The organism is Flavobacterium limi (assembly GCF_010645075.1).
Taxonomy (GTDB): domain Bacteria; phylum Bacteroidota; class Bacteroidia; order Flavobacteriales; family Flavobacteriaceae; genus Flavobacterium; species Flavobacterium limi.
The window spans coordinates 26,292-50,119 of sequence record NZ_JAADZV010000011.1 but is presented as its reverse complement, the minus strand read 5'-3'; the positions used below and the strand labels follow the sequence as shown (position 1 = coordinate 50,119).

Annotated in this window: 28 protein-coding genes; all 28 read right to left on the bottom strand. The window is 34.6% G+C overall.

What is annotated here, in order from left to right:
• Nucleotides 1-3,672, bottom strand: coding sequence for a 1-acyl-sn-glycerol-3-phosphate acyltransferase (locus tag GXM16_RS19345; RefSeq protein WP_163396143.1), 3,672 nt, complete (start codon nt 3,670-3,672; stop codon nt 1-3).
• Nucleotides 3,673-3,755: 83 nt separating this feature from the next.
• Nucleotides 3,756-4,925, bottom strand: a complete 1,170-nt coding sequence (locus GXM16_RS19340) for a DUF2062 domain-containing protein (protein WP_163396142.1) — start codon at nt 4,923-4,925, stop codon at nt 3,756-3,758.
• A gap of 18 nt (nt 4,926-4,943) precedes the next feature.
• Nucleotides 4,944-5,429, bottom strand: coding sequence for a hypothetical protein (locus tag GXM16_RS19335; protein WP_163396141.1), 486 nt, complete (start codon nt 5,427-5,429; stop codon nt 4,944-4,946).
• 2 nt (nt 5,430-5,431) lie between these two features.
• On the bottom strand, nt 5,432-5,803 hold the full coding sequence (locus GXM16_RS19330; RefSeq protein ID WP_163396140.1) for an ApeI family dehydratase: 372 nt from the start codon (nt 5,801-5,803) through the stop codon (nt 5,432-5,434).
• A gap of 5 nt (nt 5,804-5,808) precedes the next feature.
• Nucleotides 5,809-6,417: an outer membrane beta-barrel protein gene (locus GXM16_RS19325; protein WP_163396139.1), complete on the bottom strand. Its 609-nt coding sequence runs from the start codon at nt 6,415-6,417 to the stop codon at nt 5,809-5,811.
• Nucleotides 6,417-7,004: a porin family protein gene (locus tag GXM16_RS19320; protein WP_163396138.1), complete on the bottom strand. Its 588-nt coding sequence runs from the start codon at nt 7,002-7,004 to the stop codon at nt 6,417-6,419. The genes GXM16_RS19325 and GXM16_RS19320 overlap by 1 nt, the downstream gene beginning before the upstream one ends.
• 32 nt (nt 7,005-7,036) lie before the next feature.
• Nucleotides 7,037-7,672, bottom strand: coding sequence for a flexirubin biosynthesis protein LolB2 (lolB2, locus tag GXM16_RS19315; RefSeq protein ID WP_163396137.1), 636 nt, complete (start codon nt 7,670-7,672; stop codon nt 7,037-7,039).
• Nucleotides 7,638-8,273 carry a flexirubin biosynthesis/transport protein LolA2 gene (gene lolA2, locus GXM16_RS19310; protein ID WP_163396136.1) on the bottom strand — a complete coding sequence of 212 codons (636 nt, stop codon included), beginning with the start codon at nt 8,271-8,273 and terminating at the stop codon, nt 7,638-7,640. Before lolA2 ends, lolB2 begins: the two co-directional genes overlap by 35 nt.
• On the bottom strand, nt 8,263-9,039 hold the full coding sequence (locus tag GXM16_RS19305; RefSeq protein ID WP_163396135.1) for a polysaccharide deacetylase family protein: 777 nt from the start codon (nt 9,037-9,039) through the stop codon (nt 8,263-8,265). Before GXM16_RS19305 ends, lolA2 begins: the two co-directional genes overlap by 11 nt.
• Nucleotides 9,036-10,097: a beta-ketoacyl synthase N-terminal-like domain-containing protein gene (locus GXM16_RS19300; RefSeq protein ID WP_163396134.1), complete on the bottom strand. Its 1,062-nt coding sequence runs from the start codon at nt 10,095-10,097 to the stop codon at nt 9,036-9,038. Before GXM16_RS19300 ends, GXM16_RS19305 begins: the two co-directional genes overlap by 4 nt.
• A complete protein-coding gene (locus GXM16_RS19295; RefSeq protein WP_163396133.1) occupies nt 10,097-11,296 on the bottom strand; it encodes a beta-ketoacyl-[acyl-carrier-protein] synthase family protein in 1,200 nt (399 codons plus the stop codon). Before GXM16_RS19295 ends, GXM16_RS19300 begins: the two co-directional genes overlap by 1 nt.
• Nucleotides 11,297-11,446: 150 nt before the next feature.
• Nucleotides 11,447-11,704 (bottom strand): phosphopantetheine-binding protein, encoded by a 258-nt coding sequence (locus GXM16_RS19290; RefSeq protein WP_135223264.1) that lies wholly within the window; start codon nt 11,702-11,704, stop codon nt 11,447-11,449.
• Nucleotides 11,705-11,706: 2 nt separating this feature from the next.
• Nucleotides 11,707-12,351 (bottom strand): 3-oxoacyl-ACP synthase, encoded by a 645-nt coding sequence (locus GXM16_RS19285; protein ID WP_163396132.1) that lies wholly within the window; start codon nt 12,349-12,351, stop codon nt 11,707-11,709.
• Between the two features lie 185 nt (nt 12,352-12,536).
• Complete coding sequence (locus tag GXM16_RS19280) at nt 12,537-12,836, bottom strand: hypothetical protein (RefSeq protein WP_163396131.1); 300 nt, start codon at nt 12,834-12,836, stop codon at nt 12,537-12,539.
• 4 nt (nt 12,837-12,840) lie between these two features.
• Complete coding sequence (locus GXM16_RS19275; protein WP_163396130.1) at nt 12,841-13,989, bottom strand: beta-ketoacyl synthase N-terminal-like domain-containing protein; 1,149 nt, start codon at nt 13,987-13,989, stop codon at nt 12,841-12,843.
• Between the two features lie 42 nt (nt 13,990-14,031).
• Nucleotides 14,032-14,547 carry a hypothetical protein gene (locus GXM16_RS19270; protein WP_163396129.1) on the bottom strand — a complete coding sequence of 172 codons (516 nt, stop codon included), beginning with the start codon at nt 14,545-14,547 and terminating at the stop codon, nt 14,032-14,034.
• A gap of 10 nt (nt 14,548-14,557) precedes the next feature.
• The gene (locus tag GXM16_RS19265) at nt 14,558-15,007 is read right to left on the bottom strand and encodes an acyl-CoA thioesterase (RefSeq protein WP_163396128.1); all 450 of its coding nucleotides are present in this window, start codon (nt 15,005-15,007) and stop codon (nt 14,558-14,560) included.
• Nucleotides 14,982-16,247, bottom strand: a complete 1,266-nt coding sequence (locus GXM16_RS19260) for an ABC transporter permease (protein WP_244307524.1) — start codon at nt 16,245-16,247, stop codon at nt 14,982-14,984. Before GXM16_RS19260 ends, GXM16_RS19265 begins: the two co-directional genes overlap by 26 nt.
• A 7-nt stretch (nt 16,248-16,254) precedes the next feature.
• A complete protein-coding gene (locus GXM16_RS19255) occupies nt 16,255-16,953 on the bottom strand; it encodes an ABC transporter ATP-binding protein (protein WP_163396126.1) in 699 nt (232 codons plus the stop codon).
• A gap of 61 nt (nt 16,954-17,014) precedes the next feature.
• Entirely contained in the window at nt 17,015-18,013 is a 999-nt protein-coding gene (gene darH, locus GXM16_RS19250; protein ID WP_163396125.1) for a BtrH-related acyltransferase DarH, read from the bottom strand.
• Nucleotides 18,013-18,417 (bottom strand): flexirubin biosynthesis protein DarG, encoded by a 405-nt coding sequence (gene DarG / locus GXM16_RS19245; RefSeq protein ID WP_163396124.1) that lies wholly within the window; start codon nt 18,415-18,417, stop codon nt 18,013-18,015. The genes darH and DarG overlap by 1 nt, the downstream gene beginning before the upstream one ends.
• A 23-nt stretch (nt 18,418-18,440) precedes the next feature.
• On the bottom strand, nt 18,441-18,905 hold the full coding sequence (locus GXM16_RS19240; protein ID WP_163396123.1) for a hotdog family protein: 465 nt from the start codon (nt 18,903-18,905) through the stop codon (nt 18,441-18,443).
• Between the two features lie 6 nt (nt 18,906-18,911).
• On the bottom strand, nt 18,912-19,343 hold the full coding sequence (locus GXM16_RS19235) for a hotdog family protein (RefSeq protein ID WP_163396122.1): 432 nt from the start codon (nt 19,341-19,343) through the stop codon (nt 18,912-18,914).
• Nucleotides 19,343-20,476 carry a dialkylresorcinol biosynthesis protein DarB gene (gene darB, locus GXM16_RS19230; protein ID WP_163396121.1) on the bottom strand — a complete coding sequence of 378 codons (1,134 nt, stop codon included), beginning with the start codon at nt 20,474-20,476 and terminating at the stop codon, nt 19,343-19,345. Before darB ends, GXM16_RS19235 begins: the two co-directional genes overlap by 1 nt.
• Before the next feature lie 17 nt (nt 20,477-20,493).
• Nucleotides 20,494-21,396 (bottom strand): NADPH-dependent FMN reductase family protein, encoded by a 903-nt coding sequence (locus GXM16_RS19225; protein ID WP_163396120.1) that lies wholly within the window; start codon nt 21,394-21,396, stop codon nt 20,494-20,496.
• Nucleotides 21,397-21,448: 52 nt separating this feature from the next.
• A complete protein-coding gene (locus GXM16_RS19220; protein WP_163396119.1) occupies nt 21,449-22,330 on the bottom strand; it encodes an LpxL/LpxP family acyltransferase in 882 nt (293 codons plus the stop codon).
• On the bottom strand, nt 22,330-22,584 hold the full coding sequence (locus GXM16_RS19215) for an acyl carrier protein (protein WP_163396118.1): 255 nt from the start codon (nt 22,582-22,584) through the stop codon (nt 22,330-22,332). The genes GXM16_RS19220 and GXM16_RS19215 overlap by 1 nt, the downstream gene beginning before the upstream one ends.
• A 3-nt stretch (nt 22,585-22,587) precedes the next feature.
• The gene (locus tag GXM16_RS19210; RefSeq protein ID WP_163396117.1) at nt 22,588-23,811 is read right to left on the bottom strand and encodes a beta-ketoacyl-[acyl-carrier-protein] synthase family protein; all 1,224 of its coding nucleotides are present in this window, start codon (nt 23,809-23,811) and stop codon (nt 22,588-22,590) included.
• Nucleotides 23,812-23,828 lie beyond the last annotated feature (17 nt).

Here is a 23,828-nt window from a genome sequence, read left to right as displayed (position 1 = left end):
TTAATTTTTCTTTAAAATGAGAATGTTATTTTTTTCTAAAACACAATCAAAACCAAGGTCAGTTATTGCGTTTTTTAAACGTGAAGAATTTACTAAAATGATAGATGAAGCTTTAGTGATTTCCGAAAAATTGTTCAGGTTTTCATCCGAAATTAATACAACATCATATTCATTTTCAACCTCAGATAATTGATTCAGATATGATATTTTTCTCTTTTTAGCGATATAATTGGTTGTGGCAATTTCTCTTTTTTCTTCGTCAGCAATATACGAATGAATTTTTCGCTGTGGTTCCTGTAAAGTCAGTAAAACATCCAGTTGCCCGTAGTCATTTGCTAAATGCAGGATTCTGGCTTTCGCCGAAATGTAAAGGTTTAGGTGATAATAGGTTTCGAGCTGTGATTTCAGATTTTGTTTTACACTTTTTACGACTTCAATTTCTTTGTAATCATAACTGTGAATCAGCATCTTTTTGAAATAATCCGGTCCTTCGATTTCCTGGCGGATTTTAGAGAATTCAGATTTAAAAAAGGCACTGATCTGTTTTGTCCTTTGGGCATAATTTTTACCGAAAGAATGATTTTCAGGAGTAATTCTTTCTAAAATAGAAACCGTAATACTGCCGTCATAAATTATAAAATCGCCTTTTGGCAACACTTCTGAAACACCATGAATTAAAACCGGAAGAATATCTAAATTTAGTTCTTCGGCAAGATAAAATGCACCTTTGTGAAAACGCTTAATCTGATTACTTTCAGAACGGGTTCCCTCAGGAAAAATTATGATAGAATAGCCTTCTTTTGCTTTTTGGCGCAAATGTTCAACACCGTTTTCAAGTCCTTCTGTAACGGGATAAAAACCTGCTTTTTTAGCAATAGGGCCAAAAAATGGAGAGTTGTAGACCCAGTCATTTACTAGATAAATAACTTTTGGATTTAGCATTCCTATTGTCAGAGAATCTAAAAATGAGGTATGATTGGCAATAATTATCGCTGGTTTTTCGAAATTTTCATTAAAAGTATTAATCACTTTTTTATCCACAAACGGATTTGAATACAATACTGATTTCACAAATTTTGAAATCACAAAACGAAATCCACTCATTTTCGATTTATCCTTTACAGGAAGAATCGGTATAATAAGCAAACAGTAAAGAGACATTAAAATCCCGCCCAAACCGTAGTAAGAAAAGGAAAGTATACCATTTAACAAACTGCGTAATGCAAAAGGCGGATTTCCGTTTTTGGATCGGTTTGATATAAAAATTTTAAAAAGAATCGGGTAGAAAATAAATGTAATAATCAGGGCTGCAAAAACACCGATTAACGAAACTGATGAAATCGAAGTCAGCGCCGGATGCTTGGCAAATATCATGGCACCGATTCCTAATATGGTTGTAATTACGGCCAGAATTATGGACGTTCTGTAAATCGCAATTTCGTTTTTTCCGGTAGTATATTCTTTTTGAAGTGCGCTCGTCATGAAAATACTAAAATCAACACCGTGACCAAAAATCAAAGTGCAGACAATCATACTGAAAATATTCATCTGAATGCCAAAAATTCCCATGATTCCTGCTGTTACGATTCCGGTCAGGGCTATCGGAATACAGCTTAAAATTACCAATTCGATCCTTCTGAAAAAGAAAAACAGAATTAAAATGACAGCGACAAATGAATAATTGACAAGCGAATTAAAATCCGTTTTTAAAGTGCTGAAAAACGTTTCATTCATTTGCTGACGGTCAATCGCAATCAGGTTTTCTTTGGCGGAAGCCGATTTTACAAAAGTATCCCGCTGTTCAGGAGTTACTTTTACCAAAGTCGAAATCGTATAAAAACCATCTTTTTGTGTTATAAATTCTTTTAATTGTAAAGCCTGAATTCTTAGATAATCCTCAGAAGAAATCGGTTTGAAACTAAAATTTAAATGATCGAAAAAAGTAGAATAGGCGGTAGGTTTAAACCCAAGTTTTGAACCTTCGGAAATTAATCCGGATTTTAAAAGCTGTTTTTTACTGGCATCCCAAAATGAATTCCATTTTTCAATTTTTTCAAGCTGTTGCTTCTGCGAAAGCATAATTCCGCCAACTGAACTGAAATTCAATATTTTGTTTTGTTTTTTCTCTTTAGATAAATCGGCAGAAAGCTGGCTGTTGTGCTGCAAGACTTCTTCCATACTTTTTCCGTAAGAAGCCACATAAATGGTTTTTGAAGTCAGACTCGTGCTTTCTTCTAATTGTTTTTCGGCAGCTTTGATTTCTTTCGGAACAAAATTCAACTGCGACAAATCGTTATTGAAACCAACATCATTATAAGTAAAACAGCAGACAATCGTAATTAAAACACAGAAACCAATCAAAAATTTATTGTTGTGAAAGGAGAAATGAGCCAGTTTATCGATCACATTTTTCTTGTGCTCAAAATTATTCTCTTTTGGTTTGTATAAATGCGGAACAATCAAAAGCGAGAAAAATGCGGAGGCCATCACAATGACGGCAGCGAAAATCCCAAGATCATTCAGTGCATCAGATTTTACGAAAAGCAGACATAAAAAAGCAACTGCGGTAGTCGAACTGCTCATAATGACCGGCATCGTAATGTCTTTGTACAAGGTTTTGATGTCGCTGTTGTGTTTGTAATGCGTGAGAATATGTAAAGAATAATCAATCGTGATTCCCAATAAAATAGAGCCAATTCCAAGTGAAATAGCCGAAATCTGTTCTTTTACAAAATATAAAAAGGCAACAGCAAACAAACCGCCAAATACTGTCGGGATAAAAATAATCAGTGGAATTAATATTTTTCGGTAGAATAAAATCAAAATCAGCATCAGTGTTATCATGGCGATGGTCGTCGTCAAAACAATATCGCTTTTAATCTGATTGGCATTGGCAACAGCAATTAAAGCAGAACCAAAATAGCTGATCGAGGTTTTGGTTTTAAAGTGCTGATTTAAATTTTCCTGAATCGATTTTAGCTTTTCGGCAAAAAGAGTATTTTTTTCGGTTTCGCTCGATGAAATATCTGAAGTAATAAAAAGCAATAATTTCTTTTTGTCTTTGGTCATCACAAAACCATTATCGAGCGTAAAGTCGTCGCCAACATTTAGCTGTTGTAACTTTTTTAAGGCGATAAACGAAATTCCCAGCGGATCCTGCAGAATAAAATCTTTAGTAACAAAACCGGATGGTGAAATAATGGATTTGTAATTTTCCTGAACTGTTGCTGCAATACTGTCTTTCTGCAGTTTTTTTTCGATGGCTGCATAATCTGTGTCATCTAAAAAAAGCGGCAGATTATTGTAAACAAAATCAATGGTTTCCTGAATATTTTCTTCGTCAATTTTTCCCTGAATTCCGGTGATGTACGGTTTGCAGGATTTAGAAACGCTGTCTGAAAAAGCAGTTGCCATTTCTTTTAAATCTTCTTCAGAACCTTTTTTTTCGAGTTTGAAAATGACGGTTATTTTATCTGCAAAATTTAACTGTTTGAGAACTTTCGCTGTTACATCAGCCTTGTCATTTGTGGGAATCAGTTTGGTTATATCTTCTTCAAATTTGATTTGAGAAGCAAAAAATCCAAATACAAAAAGCATCAGTACAGCCAAAAAAACCGAAAATGATTTTCTTCGGTTTACAAATTGATGGATAGTATAGAAGTATTGATGCATAATTATTGTTTAATTTTTTGCCACAAATTTCACAAATTTCCACGAATTAATTTAAGCTATTGATGGAGAAATCAAAATGTGTTTTACTGTAATTTTTTTTTGCTAAAAGCAGTCAGAAGCAAATAACTTATCAGACCAATCGTTAGCGCAGAAACGGATGCTAAAATAAGACTTCCTACGATATATTGGGTAGCATTTTTTTGAATATCGTCGAGTGTAATCGAACTGTCTAAAATTAAGGGTGCATCGTTGGATACAAAATAGCTTCCCATTTTTAATGAACCGTAGATTATAAAAGGAATAAAAGGAGGAAAACTCACATTTGAAGTCAAATAAGCAATGACTTTGTTGAGTCTGAATAAGGCTGCGAAAGTAAAAAGCAAAATCGTCTGAAAACCCCAAAAAGGAGAAAGACCGATAAAAATTCCTAAAGCAATTGCGGCTGCTTTTTTAAAATTTGAATCTTTGCTTTCTAAAATGTCTTCTAAAAAGAATTTTTTAAATCCTTTTTTTTTTGCCCTTCGAAAAAAATCCCTTGGTTTGATGTAAAGCAGCGCATTAGTTACCAAAACTGTATTTAGAATACTGATTCGGGTAAAATCACGAAACGGACGAAAATGCGAAACCCGTTCTGCAGGATCATACAAAACCTGAATCGGAATGTTTTTTACTGTAATTCCTTTCCATGCAGCGCGTACAATGATTTCAATCTCAAACTCAAATTTATTGGTGTAAAATTGTTTCGGAAGCAATCGCAAAGGATACAATCGAAAACCGGATTGTGTATCGTCAAGTTTGATTCCGGTTTCAAACCTGAACCAGAAGTTCGAAAATTTGTTTCCGAAGCTGCTTTTTTTCGGCACATTTTCCTGTGTCATATTCCGGCTTCCGATCAATAATAAATTCGGTTCATTTTGAATTTCGGCAATAAAATTTGGAATATCAGACGCAAAATGCTGACCGTCAGAATCGATTGTAATAGCATATTCGAATTTCATTTCTATTGCCTTTCGAAAACCGTTTCTAAGCGCACGTCCTTTTCCTAAATTTTTAGGATGGTGAATTTGTGTAAGCTGCGAATATTGTTTTAAAATGTCGAAAGTTTTATCTGTCGAACCATCATTAACAATAATGACATTTGAAGTAAAATCTAAAACAGAATCCAGTACTTTTTTTAGTGTTTTTTGATTGTTGTACGTAGGCACAATAACGCAAAAGTTAGTCGGATTAAGTAATTCCTGTTGTGATTTCATGTAGTATTTTTTGGAACTTTATTTTACAAATTGCTTCTCTTTTTCAGAGAAGCTTTTAGATTGCAAAACAAAGTTTTTAAGATAATCTTTCAAAGCCGTACCCTGAGAAGCATAATACGTCATTATGAATTTTTTATCTTCTTTAATATTTTTCTTGTAGCCCGTAATAGCCGGAACATCTTCCTGAACGCTCAGCCTGATCATTCTCATTTCTATATTACTTGGATCACTTTTTATTGTGGCTTCAAGCAATTTTGCGCCTTCTTTAAAACGCTCAATTTTTTCACCTAATTTTTTTTCAAATTTAGATTCAAGTAAAATGGATGCCGCTTTGTAAGCCACTAAAATCTTATCATCATTATTTGAAACGCCTGAAAGTTTTGCTACAAACTCTTTGGCATTATTTTCAGATTTTGTAACGTCAGCATACATTTTTCGAATAGCAGCCAAATCCGGATTGCCTGAAAAATTTACCAGTAGAAGTAATGTCAGTAGCAGTTTCATAATTATATTTTTTTATACACATTACTCAGTTTCAAAGCAACGGTGTCATTAAAATAAGTTGTGTTTTTTACTTTAACCAAATTGTCTTCGGTTGTTGCAATATCAAGCTCCAAACGTAATTCCGGAGTGTTTTCAGGATTTATAAGCGCCATAAATTTGACATTTGAAAGCGTCTGAATCATTAAAGTCTGCTGCGTGATTTTCTCTGTCAGTTCTTTAATAATCTGAATCATACAAACCCCAGGCATAATAGGATTTCCCGGAAAATGACCTTCGAAAACTTCATGTTTTTCATTGACCAGAATCGTAATATTATATTTAGAATCGGATATTTTTTCTTCCGAAAGTATTTTGTAAAAGTCTTTTAAAACCATATTTTTTATTTTCCAAACGAATAGGAAACTCCTAATTGAAAATTAATATTTGTGTTATAATCGCCAAAAAGATAATTGTTATTTGAATCATTGTAATAATAATCGCTATCTAATATGTCGTAGAACCCTTTTTTAAACCGCGCTTCAAACATTAAACCAGATGGCAGAAGATAGCCAATTCCGGTAACAAAAGCCAAATCATTAGCATCTTTTCTTTTCACTAAATTATGATTTATCAGGAAATCTGCCGATGGACCAAATTGTATCTGAATACCAGGACCAAAAGTAAATTTATTTAATAATGTAAAAGACAAATAATCAAGTGTTAAATCTTCTTTTTTAAATTTCTCTGCAATTAAATCCTCATCATAATAATTCCGTTTGACATTATTGGAGCCTTGTCTGCTGTATGTTATTTCAGGTTGAAGGCCAAAATATTTGCCTAGTTTAATATCACCAAAACCTCCTGCATAAAAATCTGTTTTATAGGTAGAATGCGTTTCTGAAATCGTCGAAAAACCCAAACCTGCTCTTAAACCTGGCTTGAAACTAACCTGTGCCTGTGCCTGTATGATGAAAAATACAGCTATTATACTTTTATAGTCTAATTTCATTACATTTTAAAAGTATAACTTATCCCAAGCTGGAAAACCTGATTCAAAATTATTTCGTCATAATAATAGTCATCATCAACTCCCTCATAGCCATAAATATCAATGAATCCTTGTTTAATTCTGGCTTCAAATCCTAACCCGTTTGGCAATGTATAACCAACACCTGCAACAATTGCCATGTCAAAACCTTCAGGATCAGAGTTGATGTAATTATCATCTACTTTGAAATCTAAAGAAGGTCCTGCCAGAATATGAAAACCACTTCCACCAAAGTTAAACTTAGCAACGGCTCCAAGTGTTATATAATTCAGTTCATATTTTTCAGAATAATAACGACCGTCTTCAAAGTATGTCCCTTCATCACCCTGTCTGGAATACGTTATTTCAGGCTGTAAGGAAAAATATTTATTGAATTTAATATCTACTAATCCACCAACATAAAAATCTGTTTTAGTATTATTATCCTCAATATTGGTCAATGTAGAAAAGTTTAATCCGCCTCGAAGTCCCGGGCTGACTTTTACCTGTGCTTGTGCTGTGATAAGGCCAATAAATAAAACGAATGAAATTAATATTACTTTTTTCATGTGTATTTTGGTTTTAGGTTAATTTTAATTTTTTATTCTGATTTAAAATAGTTTAACTCAATTTTTAGCTTAATATTTTGATGTAAAATGACAATTTTTTTAGCAAAAATATCGTTTTCTAAAGTAAAAGTAATTGTTATTTTATCTTTTGTTTTAGAAGAACGGACTACTTTTTCTAATTTTTGATCTTTTTTGGAGAAGAAAAGATAGTTGTCTCGTTTCCCGTCTGCCGATTTATAAATGTTGTTTTCCTCGTTTTCGAATTGTTCCTGAATCCAATATTTGCTTTTGAGAAGCAGTCTGAAATCTTCTTCTAAGGTATTAATCAGGATTTTTCGGTCAAGTTCAGAAACGATTGAGTTGACTTTAAAATCATTTTCTGAAATTTCAAAATCCATTAATTTATTTCCAAATTCAGTTGTAAAAACGACACGATGCGTAGTATCATTTATTTTCTTGGCAATAAAAATTCCCGACATTTCATGACCGTAAACAGTAATGTTGGTTTTGTAAACATAGTCCCTTTTTGAGTCTGAGAAATAAGGAACTTCAATTGAGGTTTTATCTAATTTTTTGGGCGTATAATTTTTGGTGACTGAGCCACAAGAAATCAAAATAATCGCCAGCAAGCAATTAATTAGTAAAAACTGAATCGTCGATTTTTGCATTGATTACTTTATTTTTTAATACAATTCGGGTATAATCGTCAGATGATTCCAATAATTTTACCTGAACCACTGTTGCTTCTTCTTTGTCAAAAGTCAGTTCAATTTGTTTGATGTATTTTTTCAGCGTAGCATCTTTAGGAATGAACTTCGCCAGATTTTGACCTTTTAATTTAAAATATGAAATCGTAAATTCTTTGTCATCAAACATATTTCCGCTTACACTTCCAACAATTAATTTATTGATGCGGGTAAAGATTTTGCTGTTGCCCATATCAACGGCGCTTTTCTTTCCTTCGTCGTTAATCAGGATTTTTCCGTTTTTGAAAACGATGCTGTAATTGTATGGTTTTTTGTACTGCCAGGACAATAATGCGGGTTCCTTGAAAAACATTTTTCCTGAAGTTTCAATATCTTTCGATAAGAAATCCAAATGCTTGTATTGGACAAAATCCGTGCTTAAGGTTTTGATTTTTTTGGCAACAACATTTACATCTTCTTTAAATGCAGTTATTTCAGCAGGAGTCATTTTTTGTTCCTGAGCAAAAAGCGTAAAAGAACCGATGTTTAGTAAAAAAAGGAGAAAATATAATTTAGTCTTCATAAGCTTTAAGATTCAAAAGTTCTTCAATCGAAACCACTTCATAATGATTTTGCTGTAAAAATTGCAAAAACCGTTCCAACACTAAAACAGAATGTGGGGCAGTATCGTGCAAAAGTACGATTCCGCCGGAAGAAACCCGTTTTTTAATTCGATTCAAAATTAATTCTTCATTTTTTAATCCACCGTCAAGCGAGCGAATATTCCAGCCGATTACTTTATGTCCGGTAACTTTTAAAGCTCTTCTGATTGAAGGCGTGGTAACTCCATAAGGCGGACGGAAAAAGTTGATTTTTTTGGAAGTGAATTTCTCTAAAAGTTTATCCGTATTCTGAAGTTCTTCGATTATTCTTTTGGCATTATAAAAATCAAAAAACTTAGAATGCGAATACGAATGATTTCCAACGAAATGACCTTCATTTATCACTTTTTGAAGGATTTCAGGATGCGCTGCAATATTTTTCCCAATGCAGAAAAAAGTAGCTTTGACATTGTATTTTTTTAAAAGTTCTAAAACTTCTAAAGTGAATTCACTTGGACCGTCGTCAAAAGTAAGTGCGATTTTTTTCTCTGTTTCTAATGGATTACCGCAGAAAGCCTTTACATGATAATTAGATGAAATCCTGGCAGAACCAAAAGCATTTATTCCGATCCAGATAAAAATTATAGCAAAAAAGAACCACAGATTTATTGCGGTATAAAAATTTAGAAGAAATACTAAAAGCAACAAAAAGATAAAAAACAGGGATATGTTTTTGTGCGTTATCATTTTGTCAGCAGTGTAAAACTATGGTTTTTTCCGTTTAACTGATTGTATAATAAAATCGTTTTATAAGATGGTTTTGAAACCGGATTTAATTTTATGATTTCCGGAATTTCCTGTGTTTTTAAAATTTTAGAAGCCATCCATAAAGCAAAAGCCGAAGCAGTATCGTATTCGCCGCTCAAATGTTTGTAATATAGTTGAGGAGTTTCAGCAAACGAATTTTGAACAAGATTTTTATAATAATTTTCGAAATCAGCATTTCCGTCAAAACCCAAAATCAAAACATCCACATCGGAAATTTCAAGATTATTCGATTTTAGAAAAGATTGAATTGCATCTTCAACTTCATTTTCTTCCAGAGTGTTTACAATCGAAACATCCAAAAGTTCAGCATACGTATTTTCTTTTCTTTCATTTTCCAAAACAAAAAAACTGGCACCTTCTCCATAAACAGCACCACTTGTGGCAGAAGTCAAAACATCATACGGACCTGAATTGTCTTTTTTAATTCTTCCGTTTAATTTGAAAAGGGCAGTGGTGTAATCTCCATTTTCATCAACGCCCCCAACTAAAATAGAATTGGCTTCTTCTTCTTCAATCTGCATTTTTGCATCAATCAAAGCCGACTCAAATGATACAGCACCGTTAACATATGTGAAATTATACCCTTTGCATTGCTGTAAAAGTGCAATCTGTGCACCAACTGTATTATGAGTCGATTGAATAAACGAAGTCGGTGTTAGAAACTCTTCGTTATTATCTAAAATACTTTTTAGGAATTTTTCAGAATCTTCGATGCAGCCCAAACCTGTTCCGGTTATAATCGCATCAACGTTTTCAACATTGGAATCTTTCATAGCCAAGGCCGAAGCTACGATTCCGTTTTTTACCCCTTTTGCCATTCTGCGGATTGCAGCAGGGGAAATATAATCTTTGTAAACCGGGGGAATAACGGCCAGTACATTTTCATCATGATTTACAACCGCTTCTTCCAAAAAAACAGTATCAAATGTTTTTTGAGTCGAAATACAGCCTACTCCATTTATATATGTTTTTTTCATTAGCTTTTTGAAAATATAAGGGTCGAACAGTTTCCTCCAAAACCAAAAGAGTTGGATAAAACGTGTTCGATGTTTTTATTTTTTAAAGAAGTCTGCGGTTGCAGATCAAATTCTTCCATTTGAGTTTCGAAATTTAGATTCGGATAAACCACATTATTCTGAATAGCCAAAACACTGTACACAGCTTCAATTGCTGCGGCCGCTGCTAAAGTGTGGCCTGTAAAAGGTTTTGTAGAACTGAAATCCGGAACTTTTTCGTCTTCGTAAATTCTTTTTAAAGCTCTTCCCTCCGATAAATCGTTGTTTGGTGTTGCGGTTCCGTGTACGTTGATGTAGTCGATTTCAGAAGGTTTTAAACCTGAAACTTCAAACGCTTTTTTCATTGCCAGATAGGCACCGTCTCCATTTTCGGAAGATGCAGTCTGATGGAAAGCGTCATTTGCATTTCCGTAGCCTGAAACTCTTGCCAGCACTTTCTTATTTTGTTTTGCGACAATTTCATCCGATTCTAAAACTAAGTAAGCTGCTGCTTCGCCAAGATTTAAACCTTTACGATTATTGTCAAAAGGTTTATTGTAATCGTCAGATAAAATCATCAAAGTCTTAAAACCATTGATAGTGAATTTTGCCAAAGCATCAGCTCCTCCCACAATTACACGATCTAATTTTCCGGTTTTAATCAATCTGGCACCCAGCATAATCGAATTGGCAGCTGATGAGCAGGCGGTACTGATTGTCGTAACCATTCCCTTTAAACCTAACTCTTCGGCAATTTTATCTGCCACATCACCACCGTCATGACAGGTAATATATTTTACCAGTTCCGGTTTTTCGAAATAATCATAATAATGCTTTTCGGTCATGTCCATTCCGCCCACACTGGTGGCTGAAATGAGTCCGGTTCTGAATTCGTTGATCGATGAAATTCCGGCATTTTTAACAGCTTGTCTGGCTGCCAAAGTACCAATCATAGCGGTTCTCGAAAAATTATTGGTTTCGTCCAGACGCAATTCGGCAATAAGCTGCTCATTTGTTTTTTTGATTTCGCCGACTTTAATTACATTGGCGTGAACGGTCGAAATATGCTGAATCTGAGCAATGCCGATTTTATTTTCGATTAACGAAACGTAATTTTCTTCAACCGTATTTCCGATCGCAGAAACAATTCCCATTCCGGTTATGGCAACACCTTTTGTCATTTTAGATTTCGGATTTTAGATTGTAAATTAAACTTAGCGTCTTAGCGAGCATATTTCTAACAGCTAAGAAAAACAAGCCTACAAATTTAATCTCGCAAAGTCGCTGAGCCGCTAATTTTTTAATTAGCAATCTTTGACAAATTTATGTGATTATTTCGTTCTGTTAGCGTCAATGTAAGCCGCCATAGTTTCAATAGACTGGAAAATAGATTTTCCTTCTTTCGGATCCACTAATTTAATTCCGTAATCCTTATCTAAAATCACGATTAGTTCAAGTGCATCAATCGAGTCCAGACCTAAACCGTCTCCAAACAAAGGGTCGTTATCTGCAATGTCTTCTACAGCGATATCTTCAAGGTTTAGAGTCGTAATAATTTTATTTTTTAATTCTGCTTTTAATGCTTCCATGATTATTTATGGTATAATGTATTGATATTTTCGTTTTTGTATTTTTCGTTTTCTTCTTTGTCTATTATGCAAAGAAACGCTTTATAATTGTCATTAAAAAGTTCTGCCCAGCCGCACAAAACTTTTTCTGCTTTATTTGTGTTTAACAATATTTCCGAATAGTTAGACATAAAGTCGGTGTTGAAAGCATCAAATATAAAGAAAGAATTCTCACTTTTCAGCTGATGGCGTATACTTATTTCGCCGAGGCAAATATTGGGCAGTGTATAAACAAAAACCGCCGGACTCGGAAAATAGTTTTCTTTGTCTGAAATGGATTCCTGATATTTTACATCGGTATCTAAACTTGAGGATTTATTGGCCAAAACCAAAGCGATATTATTTTCTTTTTGCTTCGCCAGTTCGCTATCGCTCGGGTCAGTAGAAACAATCGGGCTCAAAAGCAATTCCGAACCTAAAAATGCCAGTTTGCTCAAAGCATCCATTTTAAAAAACTTTGGATACTGCATTTCAAAATTACGATAGGCTTGTTTGGCAAAATCTGTAAAATCGGTTGGTTCAATTTTGAATACAGAAGTTCCGTTGAGAACAATTTCGTTGTTTTCGATTTTGATATAGGATTGTATGTTGATTTTGTTTTGAGTCATTTTTTATTTTATATAATCTTCTGCTTCGTAAGCGTCAATAGGAAAATCTTCTTCAGTAACTGATTTGTAAAAGAAAGTTCCGACACTCATTTTTAAGTCAATATAAATTTTGTCTAAATCTTCAATACTGTCATTTTCCCAAAGGATATCATGAAAAACATATCCGACATTTCCTGTTTTTGTATTTAAAACAATTGGATCCCATTAAGACCGGAGCCAATGATTAACAAATTATTTTTATAAATTTCTTTATTTTCTTCTTCCTGATTTTCTGTTCTGATTCTATTTACGCAATTGAAATAAACATTTCCAAATTCAATTTCTTCTCTAAAAGAAAACGTTTTTAAAAACTCTAGTGCTTCAGATGATAAATCAATACTTTCTAGAAACTCAATTGTTTTATCAGTAACTTTGATTGTATTATTATCAAAATCAAAATTCTGAATTTTTAAAGCTTCCTTGAAAAGAGATTCGTCTAAATTCATTTGTTTAAGTTTGAATTTTTATTTTCTCAAAAACCACAGCCGTATTACAACCTCCAAACCCGGAAGCCGTTTTCAAAAAGAAATCAATATTTGCTTCTCTGTTTTTTTCAATCACATTGATAGACTCGCTTACACCAAGTTCATCAAAACCTTTCGATTCAAAAAAGATATTTTGATTGGCAGATTCAATCGCAATTACGGTTTCTAATAATCCCGAAGCGCCTAAGGTATGACCGTAAAATCCTTTTAAACTATTAACGGGAACATTTTGTAAATCTAAACGATTTAAAGCAATCGCTTCCATTTCGTCATTATAAGGCGTTGCCGTTCCGTGTGCTGAAATATAATCTAATTTGTTGGCTTCAATCTGGGCTTCTTTCAAAGCATTCTGAATACTTCTGAATAAACCTTCGCCCGTTCTGGAAGGCCCCGAAATATGATTCGCATCGTTGATCGAACTGTCTCCAATAACTTTTATTTTGGCATCTTTGGCTTCCGCTGAAACTAAAACTGCCGCCGTTGCTTCACCCAAACTTACACCAGTTCGGTTTTTAGAATACGGCTTGCAGGGCAATTCACTCATCGCCTGAAAAGCATTAAAACCGGACAAAACAAACTCCGAAACTTCGTCGCCTGCCACCACAAAAATGTTATCATAAAGCTCTGACTGAATCATTCTTTTAGCAACCGAAACGGCTAAAATTCCGGAAACGCAGGCGTTTGAAACCACAATTGGCTGTGTCTGAAACTTAAAAAAATCAGCAACATTTTTTGCCAGAACATCTAAATGTGCGTTATTAAAACTTTCCTCAGAATGATCTTTTAAAGCGGTAACATTTCCTTTTGTTGTTGAAAGTATAAAAGCGGTTTTTAAATTTAATTTCACTCCTGAATTTTTGATAATTGGCTCTAAAGCCAGAATCATCATTTTTTCTAAACGGGAATATTTGGTTTCGGAACTAACTTCCGCGAAAGCGTTATTAATATCTTCATCACTAATTATTGAAGCATAAAATGAATTCGGCATCAAAGAAATATCATTGTGCAGCTGAATTCCGGAATCACCACGAAGAATCGCTTCGATGTTTGATGCAACATCAAAACCTAAAGGTGTGATACAATTCGTTTGTGTTATGTATATTTCTTTTGTCATTTTATTGTTTTTCTATCTCGAAAATTATTAAAGATGAAATTACTATTCAAATTCATAATGTCGAGAAGTAATAGATTTCCATTTGTGCTTTTCATGGCCAAATTTTCTAATAGAATTTTCAATTAATTTATTTTCAATCTCTTTAAAATTAAAATATAAAAATTGAGGAAGTTCTATTTTTTTTCCGTTTTGAAAGTACAATATTAGGGATTTAAAATTCCAAATTTTTAATGGATATTCTGAAGTGCTGAAACCTTTAATTTCTGTTGTTTTCAACAACTCTTTTTGACGAGATAAAACAGAAATCTTATATATACTTCCTTCTTCAAATGTGAAATTATATGATTGTTTAATAATAGCAATAATTAAAAGATAAGTAAAATATATCATTATTAAATTAAATATTATTCCAAAAATCATCATAGCTAAATAATCTTTTGCCATAAAATTTTCAATGATTAGATATAGCATTAAAACGGATAAACCAGCAAAAAAAATTGTGAAGATAAATCTACCAACAAGAATTATATAATTGAATTGCGTTCTAAAGTGTTTCATGTAATTATTTTTACTTCAACAACCCAACTTTCCTTTTCCATTCCTCATAAAAAGGAGGGTTCGTCAGCATCAAATTCCCTTCTTTGTCTAAAAATACCTGGGTTGTTTCACCCGTGCAGGCCACTTCGCCTTTGGCATCTATAATTTTAAATCTGTAAATCATTTTGGCGGCTGGCGTATCTACAACTGTAGTTTCAATTGTCACGACATCCCCATAACGCAAGGACAATTTATGCTCACATTTAGATTTTACAATTGGTGTTGTATAACCGGTATTGCCAATATCTAAATACGTAAGTCCGTGCTGACGTCCAAAAGCCTCACGTCCATCTTCGAAATAGGTGATATAATTGCCGTGCCAGACAATCCCAAGCGGATCTGTTTCGTTAAAACGAATTCTGATTTCGTGAGAAACGGTCAGGTTGGTGGCTTCGTTATACTGTTCTTTTCTTTTTGTCATAAAATAAGGCGATGGCGGTTGTAATAATGAAAAACAAAAATAACAAACTTATTTGTGGAATGATTTCTACGAAAGAACTGTTGCGTAATAAAACATCATAAAATGCTTCCAGTCCCCAGTTCATTGGAGAAGATTTTGCAATATACTGCATGATTTTCGGCATCGCAAAAACCGGAACCCAAACACCTCCAATGGCTGCCAAAATAATCACGCTTGTTGCACCAAACGGAGCAGATTGTTCCTGCGTGCTGGCGACAGTTCCTAATAAGATTCCGTACCCGATTGCTGCGAAACCTGAAAATAGTGCTACAACACTTGTCAATATAAAGTGTCCTTCGATGTTTAAAGAAGGCAATCCGATTGAGGGGAATAAAAACACCGCAACGGCAACCATCATATAAAACTGGATCATACAAATGATCGAGTAGGTGATGGTTTTGCCAATAATCACAACTAAATTAGAAACGGGATTGGTTCTTAACCGAACAAAAGTTCCCTGTGTTTTTTCTTTTACAATATTGATCGATAACGGAATCACAATAAAAAAGATTGCAAATAGCGTCCAGGCCGGAACGTTGTGCTGAACAGAATTTGGAAGCACTTCTTTATTATTGATTCTCGGAATTATTTCTTTGAAAGTAATAAAGTTTTTTTGCTCAAAATTGATCGTTTCTTCTCCCAATTGTTTTTGAAAAGTCGAATAAATCGATTTGGTTTCAATCTGCGAAATCATTTTGTCAATCGAACTCATAACGGCATTTTTGAAACTCATTTGGACCGCCGGATCAAAATACAGTTTTACTTCTTTTTCTTTAATAATGCGTTGAGGTTCTGCAGTTGAAATACTGTCTGTCAAACCTAAATTGCTGACAATTTTTTCTACATTCTGCTCGACTTTAGTTTGTAAATCAGAACTTAGATTTTCCGGAATTACAATCGCCAGCTGAAATTTTCCTCTGTAAACATTTTCTCTGGCAATTTCTTCTGTAACCGCTTTATGGTCTATTTGTGTTACAACGGTAAAATAGCTGCTTTTTTCTAAATTTTCAAAAACGGTTTTAGAAACAGATCCTTGGTCCTTATCCACCAAAAGAATCTGAATTTTAGAATTGGATACCGTTTTAAAAGTACTGTCCTGAATTATGGTTACGGCAATGACCAAAACCAAAGGCATGACAAATAAAATAATGAGTCCGCCTAAATCTCTTTTTAACAAAAGAAATTCTTTTACTACCGACATCCGGATTTTATATATCATCTCTCAGGGCTTTACCGGTTAATGAAATAAAAACATCTTCGAGATTTCGGGCATCTTTTACAGATTCAATTAATATTGACGGAGTTTCCTGTGCGTAAATTTGTCCCTGATCTAAAATGGCAATCGTGTCGCAGAAATCTTCGGCTTCAGCCAAATGATGCGAAGTATAAATAATGGTTGTTCCGTTTTGGTTCAGCTCTTTCAAATAATCAATAATAGCATTTCTAGACTGAACATCAACACCAACCGTTGGCTCATCCAAAAACAACACTTTTGGATTATGCAGGATTCCGGCAATTAGATTTACCCTGCGTTTCATTCCGCCCGAAAAAGTCTGAACTTGTTTATCGGCAAATTTCAATAATCCTAAAAGATCCAAAGCCACGATTACTTTGTCTTTTAAATCAGAGCCTTTCAAACCGTACATACTGCCAAAATAATGGAGATTTTCTCTTGCCGTCAAAGTCGGGTACAAGGCATATTCCTGAGGAACAACGCCTATGATTTTTTTAATTTTTGAAGCCTGATGCTGATAGTCTAAACCATCAATTGTAAAATGTCCCGAAGTAGGTTTTACCAATCCGCAGAGCATGGAAATCAAAGTGGTTTTTCCGGCACCGTTTGGACCCAGCAAACCAAAAATCTGTCCTTCGTTGATATCGAGGGAAACATCGTTCAAAGAATACATTTCTGCATCTTTGTACTTTTTCGAAAGGGATTCTATTTTTATAATGGGCTGCAAAATATAATTAGCTGATGGCTTTTTTTAGTTTTTTGAAAAAGATTTCCTCGCGATTGGCAATGTCCAAAAGTTCATAGGCAATAGCGTTGTAAGCATCTTCTTTGGCGCTTCGGTTTTTATAAATCCGGGAAGCTTCAACGGCAAAATCACGCCATGAATCGCCAATTTGGGTCATTTCTTTCGAAAGTGTTTTCAGTTCTTCATTATTCAGAATAACAGCTGCTTCCTGTAAAAAAGCCGCATAAATAAAACGGAAACCTCCGCCTCCGGTACCAATTTCTTCCTGCATGCGAACCATTTGTGCGAGGTAATGATTGGCTTTTCTGACACCGTGTTTCGCAGGCCATTTTCTGATTCGTCGGGATACAAATTTAATGCCGCGTACGCCAACGATTGGCATTGGTGCCAGCATAGTACGACACGTATCTTTGATTCCTTTGATGATTGCACTTTTGAAATCAACATTACCCGGAACCTGAATTGGATAATACATCTGGCCTCTTGGCGCAAAAGCGCCTTTGGCAAAACGTACTTTGTCCATTTCCTCATGCGTCAAAGTAGTAACCGTTTCCATTACCGGGTCGCTGATCAGATAATCAGTTTCGGTTTTTCCGTAAACAACTAAATTGTGGGCGTTGAAATGAAAGCGGTATTCATCAGGAAAATAACTCAAATGATACACGCCGACTTGTAATCCCGTCGGAATATTTTTTTTCAGGTTTTCCTCTAAAGCTTTATTCGCATTAGCAACAGAAGAAAATTTTTGTCTTTTTATTTTTAAGTTTAACCGATTGGCGACTTTATTGAAAATCTGTCCCGGCAAAGTTCTGTAGCTTATTGCCGGAGCATGATTGACTTTTAAAAAGGGCAGATACACGAATAAAAGTCCCGAACCAATTCCGAAAACCATTGGCTCGCTGATGTTGAGTCCGCTGTTTTTTAAGAGGTTTGAAGCTACTCCGTTTTCACAATGAGCAGATTGATGATGTGTAAAAGGAACTTGCATTATTTTGTGATACTATTTTTGAGTTCGACAATTGAAATATCAAAAGCGTCGGCATATTTTTGTAAAGTTTTGTCGTTTAATTTGGCAAAAACAGAGGGTTTAAAATGTCTTTTTACGCGCCATTTCCACATGTCAACATAACCAGCAAGAATAGAAAGATCCATTTTATTGAGTTCCATGAAATAACAAATCGGACTCAACTCGCCATTCTGAACTTTTAGTCTTGCTTCTTCGGCACGTTCTTTTATGTCGTCAATCGCGTTTGAAAGTGCGATGGCTTTTGGTTCCCAGCCTGTACTCAAAGCGGTAGTATAATTACCGTTTTCATCTGTTGCATAAACGAGTTCCTTGAGATTTTTTTTGCTTAAATTTCCATCGTGCTGCGGTACATTTTCTTTTTCCATGACGGTTTAAATTTTAATTAGCATTATGTTGTGGCCGAAATCCTCTTTTGAATAAACAAATTAATTTCGCATTCTAAAAGTATTTTTTCGCCAATAAAACTTTGGCAGCTCATGGTGCACAAAGTATAATCGTCGCTTACAAATTTTGAAACCAGAGTTGCTTTTGTAATAATGATTTCATCAACTTTTGGCAGTGAATGAATTTTCAGGTTTTTTATGGCGCTGATAAAACCCAGAACGCTGACATCCTTATTTTCTGTGCCGTCTTCTTCAAAAAAATATTTCTTTCCAACAATTGAAGAACAAGTCTGAGCCGTATTTTCAATTAATCCGGCTTCAATAAAAGTACCATTGTCAACAAAAATATTATCTTCTTTAATTAGAAATTCGGTTTCGACAAAATTAGCATCGATATCCAAAATCAAATCGACCATCAGCATTGGAGCACGATGAGGTAAGTAATTTTGAATGTCAATTCCCACTTTCATATATTTTTATTTGGCTAAAACGGTTTTCATTTGTCCGCTTGCAATTTCTTCATTGTTTAAAAAAGTCACGATATCTACTAAAGTTACTCCCGCAAATTCCTGCAAAATCGTAACATTCGACTGAATGCTATCATTAATTTGAGGCAATTTTTTAATCTGAATATCTTTAATAGAACCAATATATCCGGTTGGAGCAGTTTCATTTTTCAAAAAAAACTGATAGCCGGTGTGTAAAGCGACTGATTGCGCCATATGTTCAATTAAGCCTGCTTCTAAAAAAATGTTTTCTTGTAAAAAAATATTGCTGTCCTGAATTTTCAAACCGGAAACCAATCCTGTTTCTGAATATGAAAACATACGATCTACCATAACAAAAGGAAACTTTTGCGGAATCAGATTTTCGACTGCTTCTTTTTCTAAAAGTACTGAAGCTTCCATTAGCAAACGGTTAAATACGCATACGCAAATGAGAATCTTCCGCTTTCAGGAACCGACAGTAAAATTTTGTCTCCTTTTTTTAATTTTCCGGAATTCATTAATTCTTCAACTGCGATATAAATCGAAGCAGAACCTACGTTTCCAACTCTCAGAAGGTTCATGAACCATTTTTCTTCTGTAAGGATTATACCTTTTTCGTCCAGTCCTTTTTTTAGTCCTTCCACAAAAAAGTACGATGAAACGTGCGGTAAAAAGTAATCAACATCTTTCGCCGTAATATTATGTTTTGCCATAGCATCGCTCATACTTTCGACACCTTTTGGCAAAATAAATTCGTCCAGTAATTTTACATCCTGTTTTACAGCAAATACGGATTCATTCAGCCATTGTTCAGGTGTAAAATCGCTCCACGGTTTTATATCGCCGTTTTCTAGTTTATCACCTCCTGCATACATACAGGCTTCTAATTCGAAAGCATACGAATAGGCTTCCATCCATTCAATTTTCAACGAGATTTCACCGCCAGGTTTATTTTGAAGTAAAAAAGCTCCGGCTCCGTCAGACAACATCCAGCGTAAAAAATCTTTTTTGAAAGCGATAATCGGCTGTTCTTCCAGATTTTTTAAGTTGATGATTTCGTTGTTGTATTTTTGCGCGGAAAGCCAGGTTGATACTTTTTCAGATCCTGTACAGATTGCGTTTTTAGAATTTCCGGCTTTTATAGAAAGAAAGCCATATTTAAGGGCATTCATTCCGGAACAGCAAATTCCCATTGAAGAATTTAGTTCAACAGATTTGTTTTTCAATAATCCGTGAACCATTGCAGCATGTGAAGGCGCAATTATATCCGGAGAAGAAGTCCCGCAGGACAGTACTTCTAAATCCTGATTTGTAAAGTTTTCATCAAACAGCTGTTCAATTGCATTTTTTGCCAGCTCAGCGTTGGTGTGTGTACTTTTGCCGTTCTTATCAACAGCATAATATCGGCTTTGAATTTTGTTATTGCGTAAAATAATACGTCTTGCCTTTGAGGCAGTATCATTTATCAATCCTAAATACGTCTCCATTTCATCATTTGAAACGGCTTCATTTGGCAAATACTTTGCAGCTTTTGTAATATATACGTCAAACATAATTTAATTTTCCTCTTCTAAACTCCCTGATAATATTGCGTTTCTTTTTTTATGGTTTTTAGCTTTAAAGGATAGCTAATGAGGTGCAAGATATACACTATTGGCGAGATTAACCATATAGCTAAGAATAAATAAATATAAAATATTTTGAGAAGCTGTTTTCTCTTTTTTGGATTCTTATAAATGAAATTTGACCACTTGTTAAAAATTTTGTTGGCTGTTTTATCAACGGTCACCAAATAAGGGCTAATCCGTACAGCATCAGCAGCTAGTAATTTGGGCTGTAAGTCATTTAATTTATTCTGATAGAACTGCGAAAGAATGATTTCTCCAAATCTTGTTGATTCCTGAATGTCTTTTTCAGAAACGCCCGGCAACGGAAAAAATCCCAAATATTTCTTTTTTACTCCCGAAAACATCCATTCGACAATTGTTAATACGCTAATTAAATTTCCGACACGATCTACTAAAGCGATATTTCCAACCAATCGAGCATTGGCTTCTTTTAGCAGCACCTTAATTTTTTCCTGAGCCATAAACCACATATTCCGTGAACCGTTAATAGTAACTACAGGTGTATTATTGAGGATTTTTTTTCCTTCTTCACTTCTTAAAAAAGAATTGATTGGAATTGATGGCGATAAATACCAAACCTGATAGTGAAACAAAACCAAATCAAATTTGGTGTTCAGAATTTCATTAGGGACAGGTTTTAATCTTGTTGGAATCTGTAAAAAGGACTCCGGGAAAGCATCAAAAAAGGAGTCTTTGTTCCACGGAAACGGGAAAGGTTTTTCTAATTGAATCTCGTGAAAAGTTACTTTTATTTCATCTGAATTTAAAAAGGGATTTGCAATATTTTGCGCAATCGATTTTAATTGCCCGGACTGAGAATAAAAAATAACAAGGACATTTTTCATTTTGGTTTACCTTAGGTTGCAGGCAAAAATAGTAAATTTATTGAAACGGATTTTATGGTTTCAAATCATTCCAAAAATCAAAATAATTGAACCATTGCAATGGATATTTTTGCAAAATACTTTCAACACTTTTTACATATTCTTTCAATAATCCTTTTTCGTCCCGATGTTTAACAGTGGCTTCTCTGGCGTACAGATGATAATGAAGGTCTGGCTCTTTCATCACATAAACAAACACAACAGGAACTTTTAATCGCGAAGCAATTAAAAATGGGCCTGCAGGAAAATTAGCTTCTTTTCCTAAAATATTTTCAGAAAGTGATTTGGTACCTTCAAAATAGCGATCGCCGGTAAAGCAGACTAGTCCGTTATTGGCAAGAGCGGCATTAATCTCAAAAATATGCGATAGATCTTCTTTGATGATGATGAATTTTACAGCAGATTTTTGCGTAACACTTTCCAGATAATTCTTGATTGTGGAATGCTCTAAATCGGTAGTGACCAGATTGATTTGGAAATCAAGATCGATATCCCCAAAAAAGTGTTCTGCAATTTCAAAATTTCCAATATGCGCGCTGATTAAAACGCCTCCTTTTTTTTCGGCTAAAAGTTTTTTCAGAACTTCGATTCCGTCAAATTCATAGGTGAATTTATTTCGCAGACCGGCTGAAATAGAAACTTTGTCAATAATGGTCTGGCCAAAAGTGTAATAGCTTTTGAAAACCATTTTTTTTGACTTGAAAAAGGAATAGCAAAGCCTCTCTCTGAAATAATAAAAAATAGCCCGATTGCTTTTTCTTAGAAACAAAAAGTAGTAAGAAGCGACAAAACAGAGTAAAAAATAAGCTGATTTAACACCCGCTTTCCGAATCAAAAAAACGAATATTCTATAGCCTAAAACAGTTCCTTTTGATTTCCCGTCCCATTGACTCATTAAGCAGTTTTAGCTTTTAATTTTGATTCGATAAGGTCATAAAAGTTTTGAAAAGTAGCGATTCCGACAAAATCCACTTCAACCAGTTTTACACCAAAGTTCGATTCGATTGAAACGACTAAATCAACGTAATCTAAACTATCCAGCCCAAGTGTATCCTTTAAATTAGCATCTGGTTCAATTTCGTCATTGTCAACTTCAAATTCATCAACCAAAAAACCATTAATTCGTGCTATAATCTCTTCTTTATTCATTTTTCATTTAAACTTTTTAACCACCAATGCAGAATTGGTTCCTCCGAACCCGAAAGAATTGGACAAAAATATATCAAATTTTTTGTTTAACGTACTTTTAACTAAATTTAATTTTGAGGCATCTTCATCCGGGCTTTCCAAATTGATGTTAGGAGCAATAAAATCGTGCTGCATCATTAGAATAGAATAAATGATTTCGCTTGCCCCTGCCATCCAGCATTCGTGTCCCGTCATTGATTTTGTAGAACTTACAGGAGGATTTTTTTCTCCAAAAACTTCAAAAATAGCTTTTGCCTCATTAGCATCTCCAACCGGAGTCGAAGTAGCGTGTGCATTTATATATTCGATATCTGATGCTTTTAGGTTTGCTTCCTCTAAAGCTCTTTTCATAGCTGTAGCCGGTCCTTCAACATTAGGTGTCGAAATATGTCCTCCGTTTGATGAAAATCCGTAACCGGAAACCTCGGCTATAATTGTTGCGCCGCGTGCTATTGCAGATTCGTAACTCTCAAGAATTAAAGTTGCACCGCCACCACTCGGAATTAATCCGTCCCGACCTGAGTCAAAAGGTCTTGATGCTTTTTCAGGATCACTTTCTCTGTTTGAAAAAACGCCTAAGCCATCAAAACTGCTCATCGCATATTTATTAATTTCCTGCGCACCTCCGGTAATAATGATATCCTGAAAACCGCTTTTAATTAAAAAATAAGCCAATCCAATAGAATGTGAACCGCTCGCACAGGCTGCACTCACCGTTAAATTAATGCCACGAAGCTTAAAAATAGTTGAAAGATTCATCGTAACCGTAGAATTCATCGATTTAAAAATCGCTCCTGAACCAATTAAAGCCGTATCTTTTTTCTCGCGAACGATATCTGTCGCATCAATAATGGCTTTGGAAACACTATCGTTTCCGTACATAATCCCGACTTCGTGATTTTCAAAAAAAGCATCGTCAATGTTAGCGTTTTTCAGGGCCTCAATTGTAGCCATATAAGCATATTCGGTTTCCTCACCAATACTCATACGCTGTCTGCGGTTTAGTAAATTTTTCAAATCAGCTTTTGGAACCATTCCCGTCAAAGCGGATTGAAAACCGAATTCTTTTCGTTCCGGATCAAACTGAATGCCGGATTTCCCTTCATATAAAGATTCCTTTACTTCGTTTAATGAAGTACCAATGCAGGAATAAATTCCCATGCCAGTAATTACAACTCTCCTGTTCATCTTCTTTTAAAGTAATT

Excerpts from the sequence above, each read along its gene's own strand:
- GXM16_RS19345 (WP_163396143.1), bottom strand. The coding sequence starts at position 3,672 with ATGCATCAATACTTCTATACTATCCATCAATTTGTAAACCGAAGAAAA.
- GXM16_RS19340 (WP_163396142.1), bottom strand. The coding sequence starts at position 4,925 with ATGAAATCACAACAGGAATTACTTAATCCGACTAACTTTTGCGTTATT.
- GXM16_RS19335 (WP_163396141.1), bottom strand. The coding sequence starts at position 5,429 with ATGAAACTGCTACTGACATTACTTCTACTGGTAAATTTTTCAGGCAAT.
- GXM16_RS19330 (WP_163396140.1), bottom strand. The coding sequence starts at position 5,803 with ATGGTTTTAAAAGACTTTTACAAAATACTTTCGGAAGAAAAAATATCC.
- GXM16_RS19325 (WP_163396139.1), bottom strand. The coding sequence starts at position 6,417 with ATGAAATTAGACTATAAAAGTATAATAGCTGTATTTTTCATCATACAG.
- GXM16_RS19320 (WP_163396138.1), bottom strand. The coding sequence starts at position 7,004 with ATGAAAAAAGTAATATTAATTTCATTCGTTTTATTTATTGGCCTTATC.
- lolB2 (WP_163396137.1), bottom strand. The coding sequence starts at position 7,672 with ATGCAAAAATCGACGATTCAGTTTTTACTAATTAATTGCTTGCTGGCG.
- lolA2 (WP_163396136.1), bottom strand. The coding sequence starts at position 8,273 with ATGAAGACTAAATTATATTTTCTCCTTTTTTTACTAAACATCGGTTCT.
- GXM16_RS19305 (WP_163396135.1), bottom strand. The coding sequence starts at position 9,039 with ATGATAACGCACAAAAACATATCCCTGTTTTTTATCTTTTTGTTGCTT.
- GXM16_RS19300 (WP_163396134.1), bottom strand. The coding sequence starts at position 10,097 with ATGAAAAAAACATATATAAATGGAGTAGGCTGTATTTCGACTCAAAAA.
- GXM16_RS19295 (WP_163396133.1), bottom strand. The coding sequence starts at position 11,296 with ATGACAAAAGGTGTTGCCATAACCGGAATGGGAATTGTTTCTGCGATC.
- GXM16_RS19290 (WP_135223264.1), bottom strand. The coding sequence starts at position 11,704 with ATGGAAGCATTAAAAGCAGAATTAAAAAATAAAATTATTACGACTCTA.
- GXM16_RS19285 (WP_163396132.1), bottom strand. The coding sequence starts at position 12,351 with ATGACTCAAAACAAAATCAACATACAATCCTATATCAAAATCGAAAAC.
- GXM16_RS19280 (WP_163396131.1), bottom strand. The coding sequence starts at position 12,836 with ATGAATTTAGACGAATCTCTTTTCAAGGAAGCTTTAAAAATTCAGAAT.
- GXM16_RS19275 (WP_163396130.1), bottom strand. The coding sequence starts at position 13,989 with ATGACAAAAGAAATATACATAACACAAACGAATTGTATCACACCTTTA.
- GXM16_RS19270 (WP_163396129.1), bottom strand. The coding sequence starts at position 14,547 with ATGAAACACTTTAGAACGCAATTCAATTATATAATTCTTGTTGGTAGA.
- GXM16_RS19265 (WP_163396128.1), bottom strand. The coding sequence starts at position 15,007 with ATGACAAAAAGAAAAGAACAGTATAACGAAGCCACCAACCTGACCGTT.
- GXM16_RS19260 (WP_244307524.1), bottom strand. The coding sequence starts at position 16,247 with ATGTCGGTAGTAAAAGAATTTCTTTTGTTAAAAAGAGATTTAGGCGGA.
- GXM16_RS19255 (WP_163396126.1), bottom strand. The coding sequence starts at position 16,953 with ATGTATTCTTTGAACGATGTTTCCCTCGATATCAACGAAGGACAGATT.
- darH (WP_163396125.1), bottom strand. The coding sequence starts at position 18,013 with ATGCAAGTTCCTTTTACACATCATCAATCTGCTCATTGTGAAAACGGA.
- DarG (WP_163396124.1), bottom strand. The coding sequence starts at position 18,417 with ATGGAAAAAGAAAATGTACCGCAGCACGATGGAAATTTAAGCAAAAAA.
- GXM16_RS19240 (WP_163396123.1), bottom strand. The coding sequence starts at position 18,905 with ATGAAAGTGGGAATTGACATTCAAAATTACTTACCTCATCGTGCTCCA.
- GXM16_RS19235 (WP_163396122.1), bottom strand. The coding sequence starts at position 19,343 with ATGGAAGCTTCAGTACTTTTAGAAAAAGAAGCAGTCGAAAATCTGATT.
- darB (WP_163396121.1), bottom strand. The coding sequence starts at position 20,476 with ATGTTTGACGTATATATTACAAAAGCTGCAAAGTATTTGCCAAATGAA.
- GXM16_RS19225 (WP_163396120.1), bottom strand. The coding sequence starts at position 21,396 with ATGAAAAATGTCCTTGTTATTTTTTATTCTCAGTCCGGGCAATTAAAA.
- GXM16_RS19220 (WP_163396119.1), bottom strand. The coding sequence starts at position 22,330 with ATGAGTCAATGGGACGGGAAATCAAAAGGAACTGTTTTAGGCTATAGA.
- GXM16_RS19215 (WP_163396118.1), bottom strand. The coding sequence starts at position 22,584 with ATGAATAAAGAAGAGATTATAGCACGAATTAATGGTTTTTTGGTTGAT.
- GXM16_RS19210 (WP_163396117.1), bottom strand. The coding sequence starts at position 23,811 with ATGAACAGGAGAGTTGTAATTACTGGCATGGGAATTTATTCCTGCATT.